This is a genomic window from Photobacterium sp. 53610 (assembly GCF_036409375.1).
Taxonomy (GTDB): domain Bacteria; phylum Pseudomonadota; class Gammaproteobacteria; order Enterobacterales; family Vibrionaceae; genus Photobacterium.
Genome location: NZ_JAXOFS010000006.1, coordinates 157829 through 173738 on the forward strand (window position 1 = coordinate 157829; position 15910 = coordinate 173738).

Sequence of the window (15910 nt, forward strand, 5' to 3'; positions counted from 1 at the left end):
GTGATAAGTCTCAGTGATTGTTACTTATTTTTTTTCGTTTTTTGGGCTTTTTCATTTTGTACAGATCAAGCCGACGGTGCTTTAGGTTAGTGACAGAGCCTTCGTTATGCAATAGTTTTAGCTTGGACAGATCAACATCTGCGAAGATAATCATCTCAGTGTTCGCATCGGCTTCCGTGATGATGGCATCGTGGGGGAAATAGACGTCAGAAGGGGAAAATACCGCTGACTGTGCATACTGGATGTCGACATTGTCGACCCGGGGCAGGTTACCCACACTACCGCCCAGCGCCACGTAACACTCGTTTTCGATCGCTCTGGCCTGACCGCAGATTCGCACGCGCAGATAACCGTTTTTGGTATCCGTCCAAAAGGGAACGAACAGAATCTGTACACCCTGATCCGCCAGAAGCCGGCCCAGTTCAGGGAATTCTACGTCGTAGCAAATCAGGATTCCGATCCGTCCGGCATCAGTTTCAAAGACTTTGACTTTATCGCCCCCGTCAATCACCCAGTCTCTGACTTCATGCGGAGTAATATGGATTTTATACTGCTCATCAATATCTCCGTCCCGGTGCAGCAGATAGGAGATGTTGTAGAGCTTGTCGTTTTTCAGACAGGGCATACTGCCTGCAATGATGTTGATGTTATAGGTGACAGCCAGTTGTGAAAACCGGTGACGAATTTCATCCGAAAACTGACTGAGGAAACGAATGGCCTCGACAGAATCTTTGTCTCTAGCCAGTCCCATGAGCGGTGCATTAAAAAACTCCGGGAACAGGGCGAAATCCGATTGGTATTTCGACAGCGAAGACACAAAAAATTCAGCCTGATTCATCAGGTCGTCGACCGAAACGACCCGACGCATGTGCCACTGCACAATCCCCAGGCGGATCAGTGTTTTTTCCGTCTGATGCACGGAGATATCTTCTTCGTAGAAGATATTGTCCCACTCCAGCAATGTTGCGTAGCCTCTGGACTTGGCATCTTCCGGAAGATAACGGTTCATCAGACGTTTGACATCAAAATCATTTGCCAGCTGAAAAGAGAGGATGGGATCGTGAATTTCCCGCCGTTTTACCTTCTCAATATATTCAGACACGGGCATATCGTCTGAATATTTGTGGTATCCGGGAATGCGGCCGCCCGCCAGAATTGCTTTCAGGTTATTGGCCCTGCACAGTTCTTTCCGGGCTTCATATAAACGACGTCCTAATCTCAGTCCCCGGTAATCCGGGTGCACAAACACATCCAGTCCGTATAAAGCATCACCATTGGGGTTGTGGCAGGCCACATCGTTGGCATCCACAATATCGAGGTACGTATGATTGAGCGAATAGCGGTTATAACTGACTTTGATTGTCAGAGCGGCGGCAATCAGCCTGCCTTTGTCTTCAATACAGATTTGCCCGTCAGGAAACTGTTTGATGAGCTGCTGAATGGTGGACTTGGGCCAAGCACCCCCGACATCCGGAAAGACCAGATCCATGAGTGTCGCCAGCTCTTTGTAGTCGGTGAGTTCTATCGGACGAAGGTTCAGTAATGTTGTATTATTCTCTTCCATAACTGATTGTTTTTCATTGTTGAAACCAATGCTATAAAGTATGGAACAATCATTGCGATTCGCCAGAAAACACATGATTGACACAATCTGAACAGAGTTTGATTGATCGACCTGGTTCATTCGATCAGACTTTTACTGATGACATAAGGCTTGGAGGAAATATGAAAGCCCGTATGATTCAACGTTACGCTTCTGTCGCTGCATTCTTCTTGTTCCTGGGATTGGCTCCGGTCTCAGTGAGTGCCGCTGAGCAAGAGAAAGAAAAAGCAACCACGTCTGCCGAAGAAATCAGCCAGGAAACCCAGCAATTGCTGTTGTCGCTGAAAGACTATTCGATTGAGCAGAAAGATGAAGCCATGAAGGCGACCAAAGACGGTCTGGACACGCTGGACGCGCATATTGAGGAGCTTCAGGCCAAAATTGATAAAGACTGGGACAATATGGATCAGGCGGCCCGGGAAAAAGCGCGCAACAGCCTGAAACTGATGCAGGAACAGCGTGTGAAGCTTGCCGAATGGTATGGCAGCATGAAAAGCAGTTCTGCCGGGGCATGGGAACATGTCAAAGAAGGTTTTTCAGGCGCTTACGACAGCCTGAGTGAAGCCTGGCAGAAAGCCAGTGAAGAGTTCAGTGACGAAGAAGAAAAAGAGTAGTCACGGCCTCTCCTACGTGAAAAATCGCCCCTGATTCCTGAACGATGAGCCAGGGGCGGCTTGCCTGAAACATCATTTCAACGGCTTGTTCTGAAAGCGGGCGGTACCTCCAGATACTGCACATGTTCAATGAACGCCTTCATTCTTGCCGATAGCATGGTCCGGTCCCGGTACATCATCCAAATCGACTTTGCTTCACCAGCCCAGTCCGGTAACAGGCGGGTCAGACCTGCCCGGGTTAACGCATCGGTTTCAAAGTAGTAAGCGGGCATCCAGGTGATGCCCAGACCTTCTGCTGCTGCGTCGCGGGCAACATGGATGTCGTTCACTGTCAGGGCTGTTTCTTCAAGCGGCAGGTTGAAGCGTTCACCGCTTTTGCCGTTTGTCATCAACCACGAGGGGGTATGACCGGCCGCGATCAGCTTATGGCTGCTTAATTGCCGCGGATGGAGAATGGGATCGTGCTGACTTAAATACATTTGCGACGCACAAAGCACAAAAGGGGTTTGCCACAGCTTCTTCGCAATCCATTCACTGTCTGCCAGTTCACCAGCTCTGAAGGCCACATCAAATTCTTTCATCACCAGATTTTCGAGCTCATTGCTGAGGACCAGTTCCAGCTGGACTTCAGGGTAACGCTTCATAAAGTCGTAAAAACAGCGTTTGAGCCATTCCTGTGTCATGTTGACTGGCGCTGTGATGCGAATTTTACCGGTTAACCTTTGTTTCTGATGGTCTGTCTGAACCTGTGCCTGTTCCAGTTCATGGATCAGCGGCTGACAGAGCGAAAAATAAGTTTTGCCTTCTTTGGTCAGCGAGAAATAGTGCGCGCTGCGGTTCAGCAAGCGGCACTGGAGCTGAGTTTCAAGGTTTTTGATCCTGCGGCTGAGTGTTGCCAGCGGAATGCCTGTGATCTCGGCCGCCTGAGTCAGGCTCTGACAGGCAGCGGCTTTAACGAACAGCCGCATGTCATCCAGGGAATAATTACTTCTCATATATGGGATTAAACTTCCGAATAATCACCATTAACTACCATATGTGAAATCGATAATCTACGCCAACCCTGAACTGATGTGGATAAATACAGATGCAATCTCAAACTTTTGCCTGGCTGATGGTGTTTTCAGCTGTCTTTCTGTGGGGCAGTAATTTTCATGCGATCACCGGGCTGAATCATTCCCCGACGCCGCTCAGTGCCGCCGCTTTTCGTTTTCTGCTGGCCGCGGCCATTCTTTTATTGTTGCGTGCCTTCCGGAAAAAGCCGGAATCGCTTCTGACGTTCAGTCAGCAGCTCAAACTCATTATTCTGGGAGGGATTGGCGTTTTCATTTTTAATTCAGCCATGTTTATTGGCCTGACGATGACGAGTGCGTTGAATGGCGCACTGATTATGGGGGCAACCCCGGCTGTCGGATTAATTCTGTCTCGGTTGGTTTTTGGCAGTCGTATCCGAAACTGGCAGTGGTTTGGATTACTCATTGGCTTTATCGGTGTGTATCTGGTTGTGACTAAGGGGCAGGTTCTGGGTGTCGTGTTATCCGCAGGGGATAGTTTCATTGCCATCTCATGTCTGTCGGGCTGTTTATTTACCGTACTGGTGAAGCGATGGCTGCCGGAAGTTCCGGCGGGGCAACTGACACGATGGACGATCACCTCAGGCGCGCTGATGATAGGCGTATTTGCCTGGCTCAGAGAAGATGTGGTGTCACAGGTGATGCAGTTAAATATTCAGTCCGGCTTGTTGCTGGTGTATATGGCGGTGGCAGGGACGGTGATGGCTTACTACAGCTGGCTTCACGGGAATCTGTGTCTGGGGCCGGAGAAAACCACACTGGCGTTTAACCTGGTTCCTGTTTGTACTTTGCTGATTGGCATGGCACTGGGACAGTTCCCGGCCCCCGTGCAGGTGCTGGGCATGGTGACGGTGCTTGTCGGGATGTTGTTTACTTCACTGGTGCCGTTTATCCGTCAGAAGGGGCAGACGGCTTAAGTGAGAAAACGATAGTCAATCAAAGGGGACAGGCCGCATTGCAAACGGCCTGTCCCCGAACCTTCCTCAGGAAACCCGGGCATCAGGCTCATTTGCCTGCTTCAACATGCCTGCGGTTTCAATAAATTCAATAATCGTTTCCAGCCCCTGTTTTTCTTTCAGATTGGTAAATACATAGGGCTTGTTCGGACGCATCCGCTGTGTGTCTGCTTCCATGACCTCAAGCGATGCGCCGACATAAGGGGCAAGGTCAATTTTGTTGATCACCAGCAGATCTGAACGGGTGATCCCTGGACCTCCTTTTCTGGGAATTTTTTCACCCTCGGCCACATCAATGACGTAGATGGTCAGATCGGCCAGCTCCGGGCTGAAGGTAGCACTCAGGTTGTCACCGCCGCTTTCAACAAAAACCACGTCCAGATTTTTGTGTCTTTTGGCCAGTTCTTCTACCGCGGCCAGGTTCATCGAGGCATCTTCACGAATGGCCGTATGGGGGCAGCCGCCGGTCTCAACGCCAAGAATACGGTCGGCATCCAGCGCTTCGGCCCGGGTCAGGATTTTTGCATCTTCCTGGGTGTAAATGTCATTGGTGACGACCGCAATGTTGTAGGTATCGCGAATCGCCTTACACAGGACCTCCAGCAGTGCGGTTTTACCTGAACCGACCGGGCCGCCGATACCAATGCGCAAAGGTTGATTGTAATCCATGTTCTCGTCTCCTCAGGAACGGAATAAGCGTGTGTATTGGGTTTCATGCTGACTGGAAGCAATCGCCTGCGCTGGTGCAAAGCTGCAGACGGCGTCATCCGGAATCAGGGCGGATCGGGCAACAGCATCGGTCAGCACCGTCGCGAGATCGAGCAACAGTTGCTGACCGGCAGTCTGGCCGAGCGGAATCAGTTTGACGCCTGCCATGGTGGTATTTTCCAGCCAGCTCCACAGATATCCCCGGCAGAGGGCGTCTATCTCAATGCCCCAGTGTGTAGCTGCCAGTGCAAAGCCGGAAAGCTGATTGTCTTCCACCAGTCCCGCATGCGTTGGCAACGGAATGTTCAGTTGTTGCAGCAGGGTGGCCGTTGCCTTTCCTCGCTGTTTTTCTTCCAGTCTCAGTTCTCTGGTTTCCCGGCTGGCATACAACCATTGATTCCAGCGGGAGACTTCCGGCAGATCCTCCGATTTCCAGGCCCGATAAAGTCGCCGGAGCACGGGGAGTTCGAGTGTCACCAGACTTTGATTGAGCATGTCTTTCAGCCAGTTCCCCAGCGAGGTTTTGTCAGAGACCCAGCCGTGTTCAACTGCCCACTCCAGTCCCTGCGAATAAGTAAAAGCGCCAATCGGCAGGGAAGGGCTGATGAGCTGAAAAAGCCGGAACTCGGCCGTTGGATCGTGCATCTTCACGAAGCCAGTGCCAGCATCACGCCACTGAATGCCAGGACCGGGCTCAGCCAGCGTGCCGGGACTGCACGACCGATCAGGTGGCCGGTGATGAGCAGTCCGGTGGCGCTGACCAGCATTCCCGGTGCGAAAGCCAATAACGCGGATGCCGGTGCTTCAACCCCATGCGCCCAGCCGTGTGCCAGTAACATCACCACCGAGAGGACAGCACCGACGGTTGCCAGATGGCTGCGTCCGGAAGCTTTGAATCCCAGTGCGGCGGCGGCCACAAACACTGACCCCAGAATCAGGCTCTCCATCCCGGTAAAAGCCCCGGTCAGGGCGCCGAATGACAGGCCAAGCAGAATACTCAGCAGCGCGCTGACGATCAGGGAAAGCTGTTTCTTCAGTCCCGGCGTTTGAGCCGAAATGAAACCGACCCCGAGCAGCATGGCGAGATGATCCAATCCGGTGAGGGGATGTGTCACGCCCGCCATGAAAGAATCAACGATGGCGCCGGTTTCCTGACCGTGGCCGACATGGGCGAAAGCGGGGACTGCCACTAAGGCGCCAAGAGTAAAAATGACAAGACGGTGCTGATTTGAAAGCTGGCTCATGTGAAGTTCCTTTTCTGATTTTGGTTGTGTTGAACAAGGTGCTGCGGGCAGCGCAATTTAGTGTTCGTGTTCAGGGTGGTGATGATGGCTGTGGCCACCGTGCTGGCCGCCATAAGCACCGGATTCCGGCTCAAACGGTGCCTGTTCTACCGTGACGATGCCGCCAAGGCCATGAACCATGTCATCCAGCACATGATCATGCTGATACCGCAGCCAGCCCGGCTGGATTTGCAGCGGAACATGCCGGTTGCCCAGGTGATAAGATAGGCGTGCCAGCAGGTGAGGGTCGGCGCAGTACACGGTCGAGACCAACTCCGGCGCAGCGAGGACAGTCACCGCAATCCCGTTGTCATTGGTGAGTAAATCACCGTCCCGGAGAATGTAGCCGCGGGGCAGGAAGAGTCCGGCGTTTCGGCCATCATCTAGCGTGACTTTCAGACGGCTTTTTATCCGGGCATCTATCGGCAGACTCAGCGTCACATCAAAGTGGCTGTCCGGCCGTTCAGCAGCCGGGATGAAGCGGGTTAATTCAATCATGGTTGCATCCTGCAATGTTTGTCAGAGGAAGAGGGTGTCAGAATAAGAAATAGCGTTGTGCCATCGGTAATTCGGTGGCGGGTTCACACACCAGTAATTCGCCATCAGCGCGGACCTGATACGTCTGGGAATCGACCTCAATCTTCGGCAGCCAGTCGTTGAGTTTCATGTCTGCTTTACGGAGGGTGCGGCAGCCTTTGACCACGCCAATCTTGCTTTGCAGCCCCAGTGAATGTGCGACGCCTTCTTTATAGGCTTGCTGAGACAGGAACAGCATGGACGTCTGCTGGCTGGCTTTGCCGAAGCTGCCGAACATCGGGCGGTAATGCACGGGCTGTGGTGTCGGGATGGAGGCGTTGGGATCGCCCATCGGTGCGGCGGCAATCATTCCGCCTTTGAGAATGGCGCTTGGCTTGATGCCGAAGAATGCCGGTTTCCAGAGCACGAGATCCGCTAGCTTGCCGACTTCCACCGAGCCGACTTCATGGCTGATGCCATGCGTAATGGCCGGGTTGATGGTGTATTTGGCAATGTAGCGTTTCAGGCGAAAGTTATCATGCTGCGCGGGATCTTCTTTCAGGCTGCCGCGCTGGACTTTCATCTTATGGGCGGTCTGCCAGGTGCGGATGATCACTTCGCCCACACGCCCCATGGCTTGTGAGTCAGAAGAAATCATCGAAAAGGCGCCCAGATCATGCAGGATATCTTCGGCTGCAATGGTTTCCCGGCGGATACGGGACTCCGCAAAGGCGATATCTTCCGCAATCGACGGATTGAGATGATGACACACCATCAGCATGTCGAGGTGCTCATCTACGGTGTTGATGGTGTAAGGCCGGGTTGGATTCGTTGAGGAAGGCAGCACGTTGGCAATCCCGGCCGCACGGATGATATCGGGCGCATGACCACCGCCGGCCCCTTCGGTGTGATAGGTGTGAATGACACGATCGCCGATTGCAGCCAGCGTGGATTCCACAAAGCCGGACTCATTCAGGGTATCGGTATGAATCGCGACCTGCACATCGGTTTGTTCAGCCACGCTCAGACAGCAGTCGATGGATGCAGGTGTGGTGCCCCAGTCTTCGTGCAGTTTGAGACCGATTGCGCCTGCGGCAACTTGCTCGTGCAGTGCTTCCGGCAGACTGCCGTTTCCTTTGCCCAGCAGGCCAAAATTCATGGGAAAGCTGTCCAGAGATTCCAGCATCCGGTGGATGTTCCACGGACCCGGGGTACAGGTGGTCGCATTGGTGCCGGTTGCCGGGCCGGTTCCGCCGCCAATCATGGTCGTGATGCCGGACATCAGCGCTTCTTCAATTTGCTGGGGGCAGATGAAGTGAATATGCGCATCTATGCCCCCGGCCGTCAGGATCTGGCCTTCACCGGCAATGATTTCTGTGCCGGGGCCGATGATGATGTCGACATTGGGTTGAATATCCGGGTTTCCGGCTTTGCCGATGGCCTGAATCCGGCCATGTTTGACGGCGATATCGGCTTTGACGATTCCCCAGTAGTCGAGAATCACGGCATTGGTGATCACCAGATCCGGGGTCTGCGAGGACGGGCGCTGGCTCTGGCCCATGCCGTCACGGATCACCTTACCCCCGCCAAATTTCACTTCATCACCGTAAACGGTGAAGTCTTTTTCGACTTCCAGCCACAGTTCAGTATCTGCGAGCCGCAGTTTGTCACCTGTTGTCGGGCCGAACATCTCCCCGTAAGCTTGTCGGGACATCCTTGCCATATTCAGTTCTCTCCCTGCGGTTTATTGGACACTTCAACGGACAATGCAGCATCCAGTTCACCCATGACTTTGCCCTGAAAACCAAACACTTTGCGATCACCGGCAAAAGCAACCAGCTCTACAGTGCGGCGCTGACCCGGTTCAAAGCGTACGGCTGTTCCGGCGGCGATATTGAGGCGAAATCCCCGGGCTTTTTCCCGATCAAACTGAAGGGATTCATTTGCTTCGTAAAAATGGTAGTGCGAGCCGATTTGTACCGGACGATCACCGAGATTGGCGACGCTGATGGTGCAGGTTTCCCGCCCGGCATTGAGGGTAATTTCACCTGCTGCAGTCCGGAGTTCACCGGGGATCAGCGGGGTTGTCGTTGGGTGTCTGTCCTTCGTCATGATGGTGTCTGTCCTGAAAATAGTCCTGAGAAAATGTGGCTTAAACAATCGGCTCGTGAACGGTGACCAGCTTGGTGCCGTCCGGAAACGTGGCTTCGACCTGCACGTCGTGGATCATGGCGGCGACACCGTCCATGACATCGTCCTGGGTCAGAATGGTGCGTCCGTAATCCATCAGTTCGGCCACGGTTTGGCCTTCACGGGCGCCTTCCAGGATGGCGGCACTGATGAGTGCAACGGCTTCAGGGTAATTCAGCTTCAGCCCTTTGGCTTTACGGCGTTCTGCCAGCAGTCCCGCAGTGAATATCAGTAACTTGTCTTTTTCTCTGGGTGTCAGTTCCATTTGATGTCCTTGATTCCATTAAGTGGCCCAGATTCGGGGCGGCAGCGGCCAGGTGCCATACCAGTGCGCACGGGTGTGCTGCCAGATCCGGGTGAACAGTTGGAACAGCGGCTCTGTGCCCTGCGCCAGTGCACGGACGGCGATCAGGCCGTCGATTTCCGTCACGCCTGCGATGGTATTGCTTTGATTCCCGGCCAGTTTCTGTTGATTTAGCAAATCCTGTACCACGGTGAGCAAACCTTCGGTATCTCCGGCTATCAACAAGGTGGCATTCATGGCGAAATCCCGCAGACTGGCGGCTCTGGCAAGATCGGCGCTTTGTGTCTCAAGGTTCATTCCTTCTGCAAGCATTAAGGTCTCACCAAGAAAAACCCGGCAATTTCCAAAGACATGCCCCACATTGAAGCACTCATTCAGTGCAGGCCGCCCAAAACAGTGCATCTCCCAGCCGATAAAGCGTCCGCCCGGTGCAATGTGAATATCGGTGCTGAATCTGACCTGCGCCCCGGGAAAATGAATGTTTTCCTGCGGCAGCCATTCCAGTACGGCGTCCGGCGCGACACGGAGCAGCTGACGCTGGCGGGCATACTGTCCGGCTGAACGGTAAAATTTGGTTGCACCGGGGGTGGTCACCAGCGCGTGCGCCCCTTCGTTGACCTGAGCCTGGATGGTGAGCTGATCACCGCCCACGACGCCGCCCGGTGGGTGAAGCAGATAGGTATGGCAAACCGGGCCTTCGGGATAGAGGGGGCGCTGCACCGCAAGCGGCCCTTTCTGACTGCGTTCCCTGAGGACGGTCTTATCGCCCCGATCTGCAAAGCCGAGGCGGATCTCTGCCTGCCAGACCGATTGGTTTTCTGACAATATTGTTGTCCCCGTCAGATTGGCCTCCGAAAGGTGAGTGCTGGCGGTCATACGGTGAGGTACTCCTTGATCTGTGTGTCACTCAGGCTGTCTATCGCGCCGCTGGCGACGTTTCGTCCGCGATCGAGCAGGCAGAAGCGGTCTGCGGTTTTGCGCGCAAAGGGGAGTTTCTGTTCAACTAATAGCACAGTCAGACCCAACTCGTGGTTCAGCTTGCGAATAATGTCGCCTATCTCCTGAACAATATTGGGCTGGATGCCTTCTGTGGGTTCATCCAGCAGCAGGAGTTTCGGATCGAGCACCAGCGCACGGGCGATCGCCAGCTGTTGCTGCTGGCCGCCGGACAGGTCACCGCCCCGGCGATGCTGTATCTCTTTCAGGACCGGGAACAGATCGTTAATAAAGTCCGGAATCTTCCGGTCGCCGCGGGGCCGGACAGGCAGGCCGATTTGCAGGTTTTCTTCCACTGTCAGCAGGGGAAAGATTTGTCGTCCCTGCGGGACATAGCCGATCCCCAGTCTGGGACGGGCCTCAACAGGCAGTGGCAGCAGTGCTTTTCCGTGGAAGGTGATCTGTCCGCTCTGGATTTTGTTCAGCCCCATAATGCATTGCAGCAGGGTGGTTTTTCCCACGCCATTACGGCCCATCAGGACCGTGCACTGACCTTCAGGAACAGAGAGGTTCAGATCCCAGAGGGTATGACTTTCGCCATAAAATTGATTTAAGCAGTGTATCTCTAACATCATGCTTCCTTTTGCTTCGTCCGGTCACTGGCCCAAATACACTTCACGGACCTTGTCGTTGTTCTGAATTTCGGTCATGTTGCCCTCAGCCAGGACATGCCCCTGATGCAGAACGGTGACTGTGCTGGCGATGGAACGAACGAAGTCCATGTCATGTTCTACGACGATCACTGCGTGCTGACCTGCCAGCGCTGTCAGCAGTTCTGCCGTGCGGTCCATTTCCTGATGCGTCATGCCCGCCACGGGTTCATCAATCAGCAGCAGTCTGGGTTGCTGCATCAGCAGCATGCCAATTTCCAGCCATTGCTTCTGACCGTGAGAAAGGTTGCCGGAGATTTGCTGGTGGTGATCCGCCAGACCTGTCAGTGCCATCACCTGTTCAATCCGGTCACATTGCTCACCGGACAGACGCGCTCGGAAGGTTTGCCAGACGCTTCGGGGGCCAGCCATCGCCAGTTCCAGATTGGTCCGGACAGACAGGCACTCGAAGACTGTCGGTTTCTGAAATTTGCGTCCGACACCAGCCGAAGCGATGGCCGCTTCATCCATGTTGAGCAGGTTGAGATTGGAACCCAGCCAGACTTGTCCGGTGTCAGGGCGGGTTTTCCCTGTGATGATGTCCATCATGGTGGTTTTACCGGCCCCGTTTGGGCCGATGATGCAGCGCAGTTCACCTTCTTTGATGTACAGGTTGAGATCGTCAATTGCTTTGAAACCGTCAAAGGTGACTGAGACGCCTTCGACGTACAACAGCATATTGTGGCGGGTCTGAATGGCCGGATGCTGTTGCGGCTTCAGAAAGCCGAACACTTCATCACGACGGAGGAAAGGCTGAAGCGGATTGTGTGCCAGCAGCCTGTCCAGACGGGAGGTCTCGGTGGCAGGGATGGTGGACATTGTCATGCAGAAACCTCCCAGCGTTGCAGCAGACCGGCCAGCCCTTTGGGCAGGAAAATGGTGGCGAGTACAAACAGGCTGCCAAGGGCAAACAGCCAGACCTCAGGGAACTCGACCGTGAACCAGCTTTTGGCATAGTTGATCAGCAGTGCCCCCGCAACGGCACCATACAGTGTGGCGCGTCCGCCCACGGCAACCCAGACGATGATTTCGATTGAATTAAGCGGTGCAAACTCGCCCGGATTGATAATGCCCGCCTGCGGGACATACAGTGCTCCGGCAATGCCGGCCAGCGCGGCCGAGATCACAAACACCGCCAGTTTGGCATGTTCGACCGGGTAGCCCAGAAAACGGGCCCGGGATTCAGCGTCCCGCACGGCGATGATCAGGCTGCCAAGTCGGCTGGTGATGATAGCGCGGCAGAGCAGATAACTCAGGCTCAATGTGAGCACGGACGCAACAAACAGCGCCATCCGGGTTGCGTCGGCCTGTAAATCAAAGCCGAGTAAGTCTTTGAAGTCCGTCAGGCCATTGTTGCCGCCAAAGCCCATTTCATTGCGGAAGAAGGCCAGCATCAGAGCAAACGTCAGGGCCTGTGTCATGATCGACAGATAAACTCCTGAGACCCGCGAGCGAAACGCCAGCCAGCCGAAAACATAGGCCAGCAGGCCGGGTACCAGAACAATCATCAGGCAGGTGAAGCCGAAATGATCGAATCCGTGCCAGAACCAGGGCAGTTCATGCCAGTTGAGAAAGACCATGAAATCAGGCAACTCTGGGTTGCCATACACACCGCGATCGCCAATCTGACGCATCAGGTACATGCCCATGGCGTAGCCGCCCAGTGCAAAGAAAGCACCGTGTCCCAGGCTGAGGATCCCCAGATAACCCCAGATGAGATCGACCGCCAGTGCGAGCAGCGCATAGCAAAGATATTTCCCGAGCAGGGAAACCGTGTAGGTTTCCAGATGAAGCGGATGCCCCTGAGGCACCAGCAGATTGAGGACAGGCACGACCATGGCGGCAGCCAGCAAAATGCTCAGAAGCACCTGCCCGCCACGATCCTGCCGGAGAATTGAAGTCAGCATTATGAATCCTTTTGTTAACTCTCGACAGCGCGTCCCCGTTGCGGAAAGAGGCCGCGCGGACGTTTCTGGATGAAGAGAATGATGAAAATCAGCACCAGGATTTTGGCCAGTACGGCACCGGCCCAGGGCTCAAGGACTTTGTTGAAGATCCCAAGGCTCAGCCCGGCCACCAGGGTGCCCCAAAGGTTCCCCACGCCGCCAAAGACCACCACCATGAAGGAATCAATGATGTAGCTCTGGCCCATGTTCGGTCCCACGTTGGTGAGCTGAGACAGCGCGACGCCGGCAATACCTGCGATACCGGCGCCTAAGCCGAAGGTCATGGCGTCGACCCGTTCAGAGCGAACGCCCATTGCCCGTGCCATGGCGCGGTTTTGCGAAACGGCCCGGACCTGCAAACCCAGCGCAGTTTTTTTCAGCACGAGCAGGAGGAGGGTAAAAATCAGAAGGCTGAACCCGATGATGATCAGACGGTTCCAGGTCAGGCTGAGCATGGGCGTGATTTCCAGCATGCCTTGCATGAAATCAGGCGTTGCGACAGAACGGTTCAGCGGTGAAAAAATACTGCGGACCGCTTGCTGTAAGATCAGGCTGATCCCAAATGTTGCGAGCAGGGTTTCCAGCGGCCGGCCGTACAGAAAACGGATCACACTCCGTTCAATCGCGACGCCGACCAGTCCGGAGACCATGAAAGCAGCCGGAATCGCCAGCAGGAGTGCAGTACCGGGTTGCGATGGCATCAGCTGCTGCATCACATAGGTAGTATAAGCCCCCAGCATGATCAGCTCGCCGTGCGCCATATTGATCACGCCCATGACGCCAAAGGTGATTGCCAGCCCGATCCCGGCCAGCACCAGGACTGATCCCAGACTCAGCCCGAAATACAGGGTTTCGATGCTGCTGTACAATCGCTGGCGCTGCTCATAGTCGCTTAGTGCCTGCCTGATTTGCTGACGGATGTCGGGATCATCTGTTGTCGGCATGGCCTGCTGTAAACTGAGCTGAGCCGCCGGATGTCCCGCATCGTTCAGGACTTGGATCAGCGTCAGAATCTGTGATTTGTTTTCGGCAGTCACCGGCGTCTGAATATGCTGATGAAACTCACCGATAGCAATGGCCGTCTCTAAGGCACTGTGATTTGCCGGGTCCGTTTCTGTCTCAAGCTGATGCTGCAGGGCTGCAATCAGATCAGGCTCCGTTTTTCCTGTCAGTGCTTTCACTGCCTTCAGGCGGACAGACGGATCCGCTGCGCTGATGTCCAGCGTCGACAGCCGTCTTTGAATCAGGGTTCGCAGGCTGTTGTTGATCGTGACTTTTTTGTAATCCTGTTTGTGTGCTGAGTGCGGAGGCACGGCTCCTTCAGTGTTGAAGGTCAGAATGGCGTCACCCTGAAGTAACACTAAAGTGCCTGTCCCTTTCTGATAGGCGAGCTCCCGGTCCAGCAGTCCTTGCAGAATCGGTTTGGTTTGCGGGTGATGTGCGGATATCAGCCATTCAATGGCTGCCGCTTTCTGCGCAAAGTTACGCTGCGCAAAACTGCGCTCAACATCCTCAAAGCTGTTCACCTCACTGGCGTGTGCTGAGGCGAACAGGCAGAGCAGGCACAACAGGGTGAAACATTTCTGAAAGCATGTCCGCAGAGTCAGTTGTCGCCTGTGCTGTTGCTGTCTGATCATCATTGTCGTCCGTAGGAGGGAAAAGTTACTGCTGGTCCTGAGATCAGAACCAGCAGGGGATATCAGGCCGGTTTATTCTTTGCTGCCTGCACATTTACCCGTCACGACATTGAAGCTGCCGCACGACATCGGTTTTTCCCAACTGGCGAACAGATCTTTGGATCCCGGCAGAAAATCTGACCAGGCGTCTCCGGCGACCACGTCTTTGGTTTCCCACACGGTCACAAACTGGCCGTCATCCTGAATTTCGCCAATCAGGACAGGTTTGGTGATGTGGTGGTTTGGCATCATGGTCGCGTAGCCGCCGGTCAGGTTGGGGACCGTCACCCCGATGATGGCATCCTGAACGGCATCAGCATCTGTGGTACCTGCTTTTTCGACGGCTTTGACCCACATGTTGAATCCCAGATAATGGGCTTCCATCGGATCGTTTGTGACGCGTTTGTCATCTTTGATGAATTTGTGCCACTGTTCAACGAAGTGATGATTCTGCTCGGTGTCGACGCTCATGAAGTAATTCCAGGCGGCCAGGTGACCGACCAGCGCTGAAGTATCCATCCCGGACAGTTCTTCTTCACCGACGGAGAAAGCGACGACAGGAATCTCTGAAGCTTTCACGCCCTGAGCCGCCAGCTCTTTATAAAACGGCACGTTCGCATCACCGTTGATCGTTGAAACGACCGCGGTTTTCTTTCCAGCCCCGCCGAATTTCTTGATGTCAGAAACAATGGACTGCCAGTCGGAATAGCCGAACGGGGTGTAGTTCACCATGATGTCAGTATCGGCGACCCCTTTGCTTTTGAGATAAGCCGTCAGAATTTTATTGGTTGTGCGCGGGTAGACGTAATCGGTCCCTGCCAGCACCCAGCGTTTGACGCCCATGTCATTCATCAGATAATCGACGGCAGGAATTGCCTGTTGGTTCGGGGCAGCACCGGTATAAAACACATTTTTCGACGACTCTTCCCCTTCGTACTGCACCGGGTAAAACAGCAGGCTGTCGAGTTCTTCAAATACGGGCAGGACAGATTTACGGGAAACTGACGTCCAGCAGCCAAACACGACATCCACCTTGTCTTTTTCAATCAGTTCTCTTGCTTTTTCTGCAAATAACGGCCAGTTCGACGCAGGATCGACGACAACAGGCTCCAGCTTTTTACCCAGGATGCCTCCTTTTTTGTTTTGCTCGTCGATCAGCATCAGCATGGTGTCTTTTAAGGTGGTTTCGCTGATTGCCATGGTGCCGGAGAGGGAGTGGAGAATGCCGATTTTAATCGTCTCGGCGGCTAAGGCGTTGAATGAAAACATCATTGTGGCTGCGAGGGCCGCCCATTTCAGTGTCACTGCTTTTTGGACCATGAGGTTGCTCCTTATTGTGTTGTTTGTTTTCACAGAAGCAAGGGGCAGGCCAGATGTAAGGTGTGGTTAGATTTT

At 54.2% G+C, this 15910-nt stretch carries 17 protein-coding genes; 2 read left to right on the top strand and 15 right to left on the bottom strand.

Annotation, left to right across the window (positions count from 1 at the left end; all coding sequences use genetic code 11):
• Nucleotides 1-10: 10 nt before the first annotated feature.
• Entirely contained in the window at nucleotides 11-1564 is a 1554-nt protein-coding gene (locus tag SPK40_RS16120) for a bifunctional GNAT family N-acetyltransferase/carbon-nitrogen hydrolase family protein (RefSeq protein ID WP_248142634.1), read from the bottom strand.
• Between the two features lie 161 nt (nucleotides 1565-1725).
• Here SPK40_RS16120 and SPK40_RS16125 point away from each other — a divergent pair, with 161 nt between their 5' ends.
• Nucleotides 1726-2217 carry a hypothetical protein gene (locus SPK40_RS16125; RefSeq protein WP_330961150.1) on the top strand — a complete coding sequence of 164 codons (492 nt, stop codon included), beginning with the start codon at nucleotides 1726-1728 and terminating at the stop codon, nucleotides 2215-2217.
• 77 nt (nucleotides 2218-2294) lie between these two features.
• On the opposite strand, the gene SPK40_RS16130 is transcribed toward SPK40_RS16125, so the two are convergent.
• Nucleotides 2295-3212, bottom strand: coding sequence for a LysR family transcriptional regulator (locus tag SPK40_RS16130; RefSeq protein ID WP_330961151.1), 918 nt, complete (start codon nucleotides 3210-3212; stop codon nucleotides 2295-2297).
• A 92-nt stretch (nucleotides 3213-3304) separates the two neighbouring features.
• Between SPK40_RS16130 and SPK40_RS16135 the strand changes: the two genes are divergently transcribed.
• Nucleotides 3305-4207: a DMT family transporter gene (locus tag SPK40_RS16135; protein ID WP_330961152.1), complete on the top strand. Its 903-nt coding sequence runs from the start codon at nucleotides 3305-3307 to the stop codon at nucleotides 4205-4207.
• A gap of 66 nt (nucleotides 4208-4273) precedes the next feature.
• Here the strand turns inward: SPK40_RS16135 and ureG are convergent, their stop codons facing one another.
• The 13 genes from ureG to urtA form a co-directional block, all read right to left on the bottom strand.
• Nucleotides 4274-4915 (bottom strand): urease accessory protein UreG, encoded by a 642-nt coding sequence (ureG, locus tag SPK40_RS16140; protein WP_330961153.1) that lies wholly within the window; start codon nucleotides 4913-4915, stop codon nucleotides 4274-4276.
• Nucleotides 4916-4927: 12 nt separating this feature from the next.
• On the bottom strand, nucleotides 4928-5599 hold the full coding sequence (locus tag SPK40_RS16145) for an urease accessory protein UreF (protein ID WP_330961154.1): 672 nt from the start codon (nucleotides 5597-5599) through the stop codon (nucleotides 4928-4930).
• Nucleotides 5600-5601: 2 nt separating this feature from the next.
• A complete protein-coding gene (locus SPK40_RS16150; protein ID WP_330961155.1) occupies nucleotides 5602-6198 on the bottom strand; it encodes a HupE/UreJ family protein in 597 nt (198 codons plus the stop codon).
• Between the two features lie 57 nt (nucleotides 6199-6255).
• Entirely contained in the window at nucleotides 6256-6735 is a 480-nt protein-coding gene (gene ureE / locus SPK40_RS16155) for an urease accessory protein UreE (RefSeq protein WP_330961156.1), read from the bottom strand.
• Nucleotides 6736-6772: 37 nt separating this feature from the next.
• Entirely contained in the window at nucleotides 6773-8476 is a 1704-nt protein-coding gene (gene ureC / locus SPK40_RS16160) for an urease subunit alpha (RefSeq protein ID WP_330961157.1), read from the bottom strand.
• A gap of 2 nt (nucleotides 8477-8478) precedes the next feature.
• On the bottom strand, nucleotides 8479-8865 hold the full coding sequence (locus tag SPK40_RS16165) for an urease subunit beta (protein WP_330961158.1): 387 nt from the start codon (nucleotides 8863-8865) through the stop codon (nucleotides 8479-8481).
• A 40-nt stretch (nucleotides 8866-8905) separates the two neighbouring features.
• Nucleotides 8906-9208 carry an urease subunit gamma gene (gene ureA, locus SPK40_RS16170; RefSeq protein WP_248142624.1) on the bottom strand — a complete coding sequence of 101 codons (303 nt, stop codon included), beginning with the start codon at nucleotides 9206-9208 and terminating at the stop codon, nucleotides 8906-8908.
• An 18-nt stretch (nucleotides 9209-9226) separates the two neighbouring features.
• Entirely contained in the window at nucleotides 9227-10123 is an 897-nt protein-coding gene (locus SPK40_RS16175; RefSeq protein ID WP_330961159.1) for an urease accessory protein UreD, read from the bottom strand.
• A complete protein-coding gene (urtE, locus tag SPK40_RS16180) occupies nucleotides 10120-10815 on the bottom strand; it encodes an urea ABC transporter ATP-binding subunit UrtE (RefSeq protein WP_330961194.1) in 696 nt (231 codons plus the stop codon). The genes SPK40_RS16175 and urtE overlap by 4 nt, the downstream gene beginning before the upstream one ends.
• A 24-nt stretch (nucleotides 10816-10839) precedes the next feature.
• Nucleotides 10840-11712, bottom strand: a complete 873-nt coding sequence (urtD, locus tag SPK40_RS16185; protein WP_330961195.1) for an urea ABC transporter ATP-binding protein UrtD — start codon at nucleotides 11710-11712, stop codon at nucleotides 10840-10842.
• Nucleotides 11713-11714: 2 nt separating this feature from the next.
• Nucleotides 11715-12731 carry an urea ABC transporter permease subunit UrtC gene (gene urtC, locus SPK40_RS16190; protein WP_442957586.1) on the bottom strand — a complete coding sequence of 339 codons (1017 nt, stop codon included), beginning with the start codon at nucleotides 12729-12731 and terminating at the stop codon, nucleotides 11715-11717.
• Between the two features lie 83 nt (nucleotides 12732-12814).
• Nucleotides 12815-14479 (bottom strand): urea ABC transporter permease subunit UrtB, encoded by a 1665-nt coding sequence (urtB, locus tag SPK40_RS16195; protein WP_330961161.1) that lies wholly within the window; start codon nucleotides 14477-14479, stop codon nucleotides 12815-12817.
• A 69-nt stretch (nucleotides 14480-14548) separates the two neighbouring features.
• Nucleotides 14549-15835: an urea ABC transporter substrate-binding protein gene (gene urtA / locus SPK40_RS16200; protein WP_442957584.1), complete on the bottom strand. Its 1287-nt coding sequence runs from the start codon at nucleotides 15833-15835 to the stop codon at nucleotides 14549-14551.
• Between the last annotated feature and the right edge of the window lie 75 nt (nucleotides 15836-15910).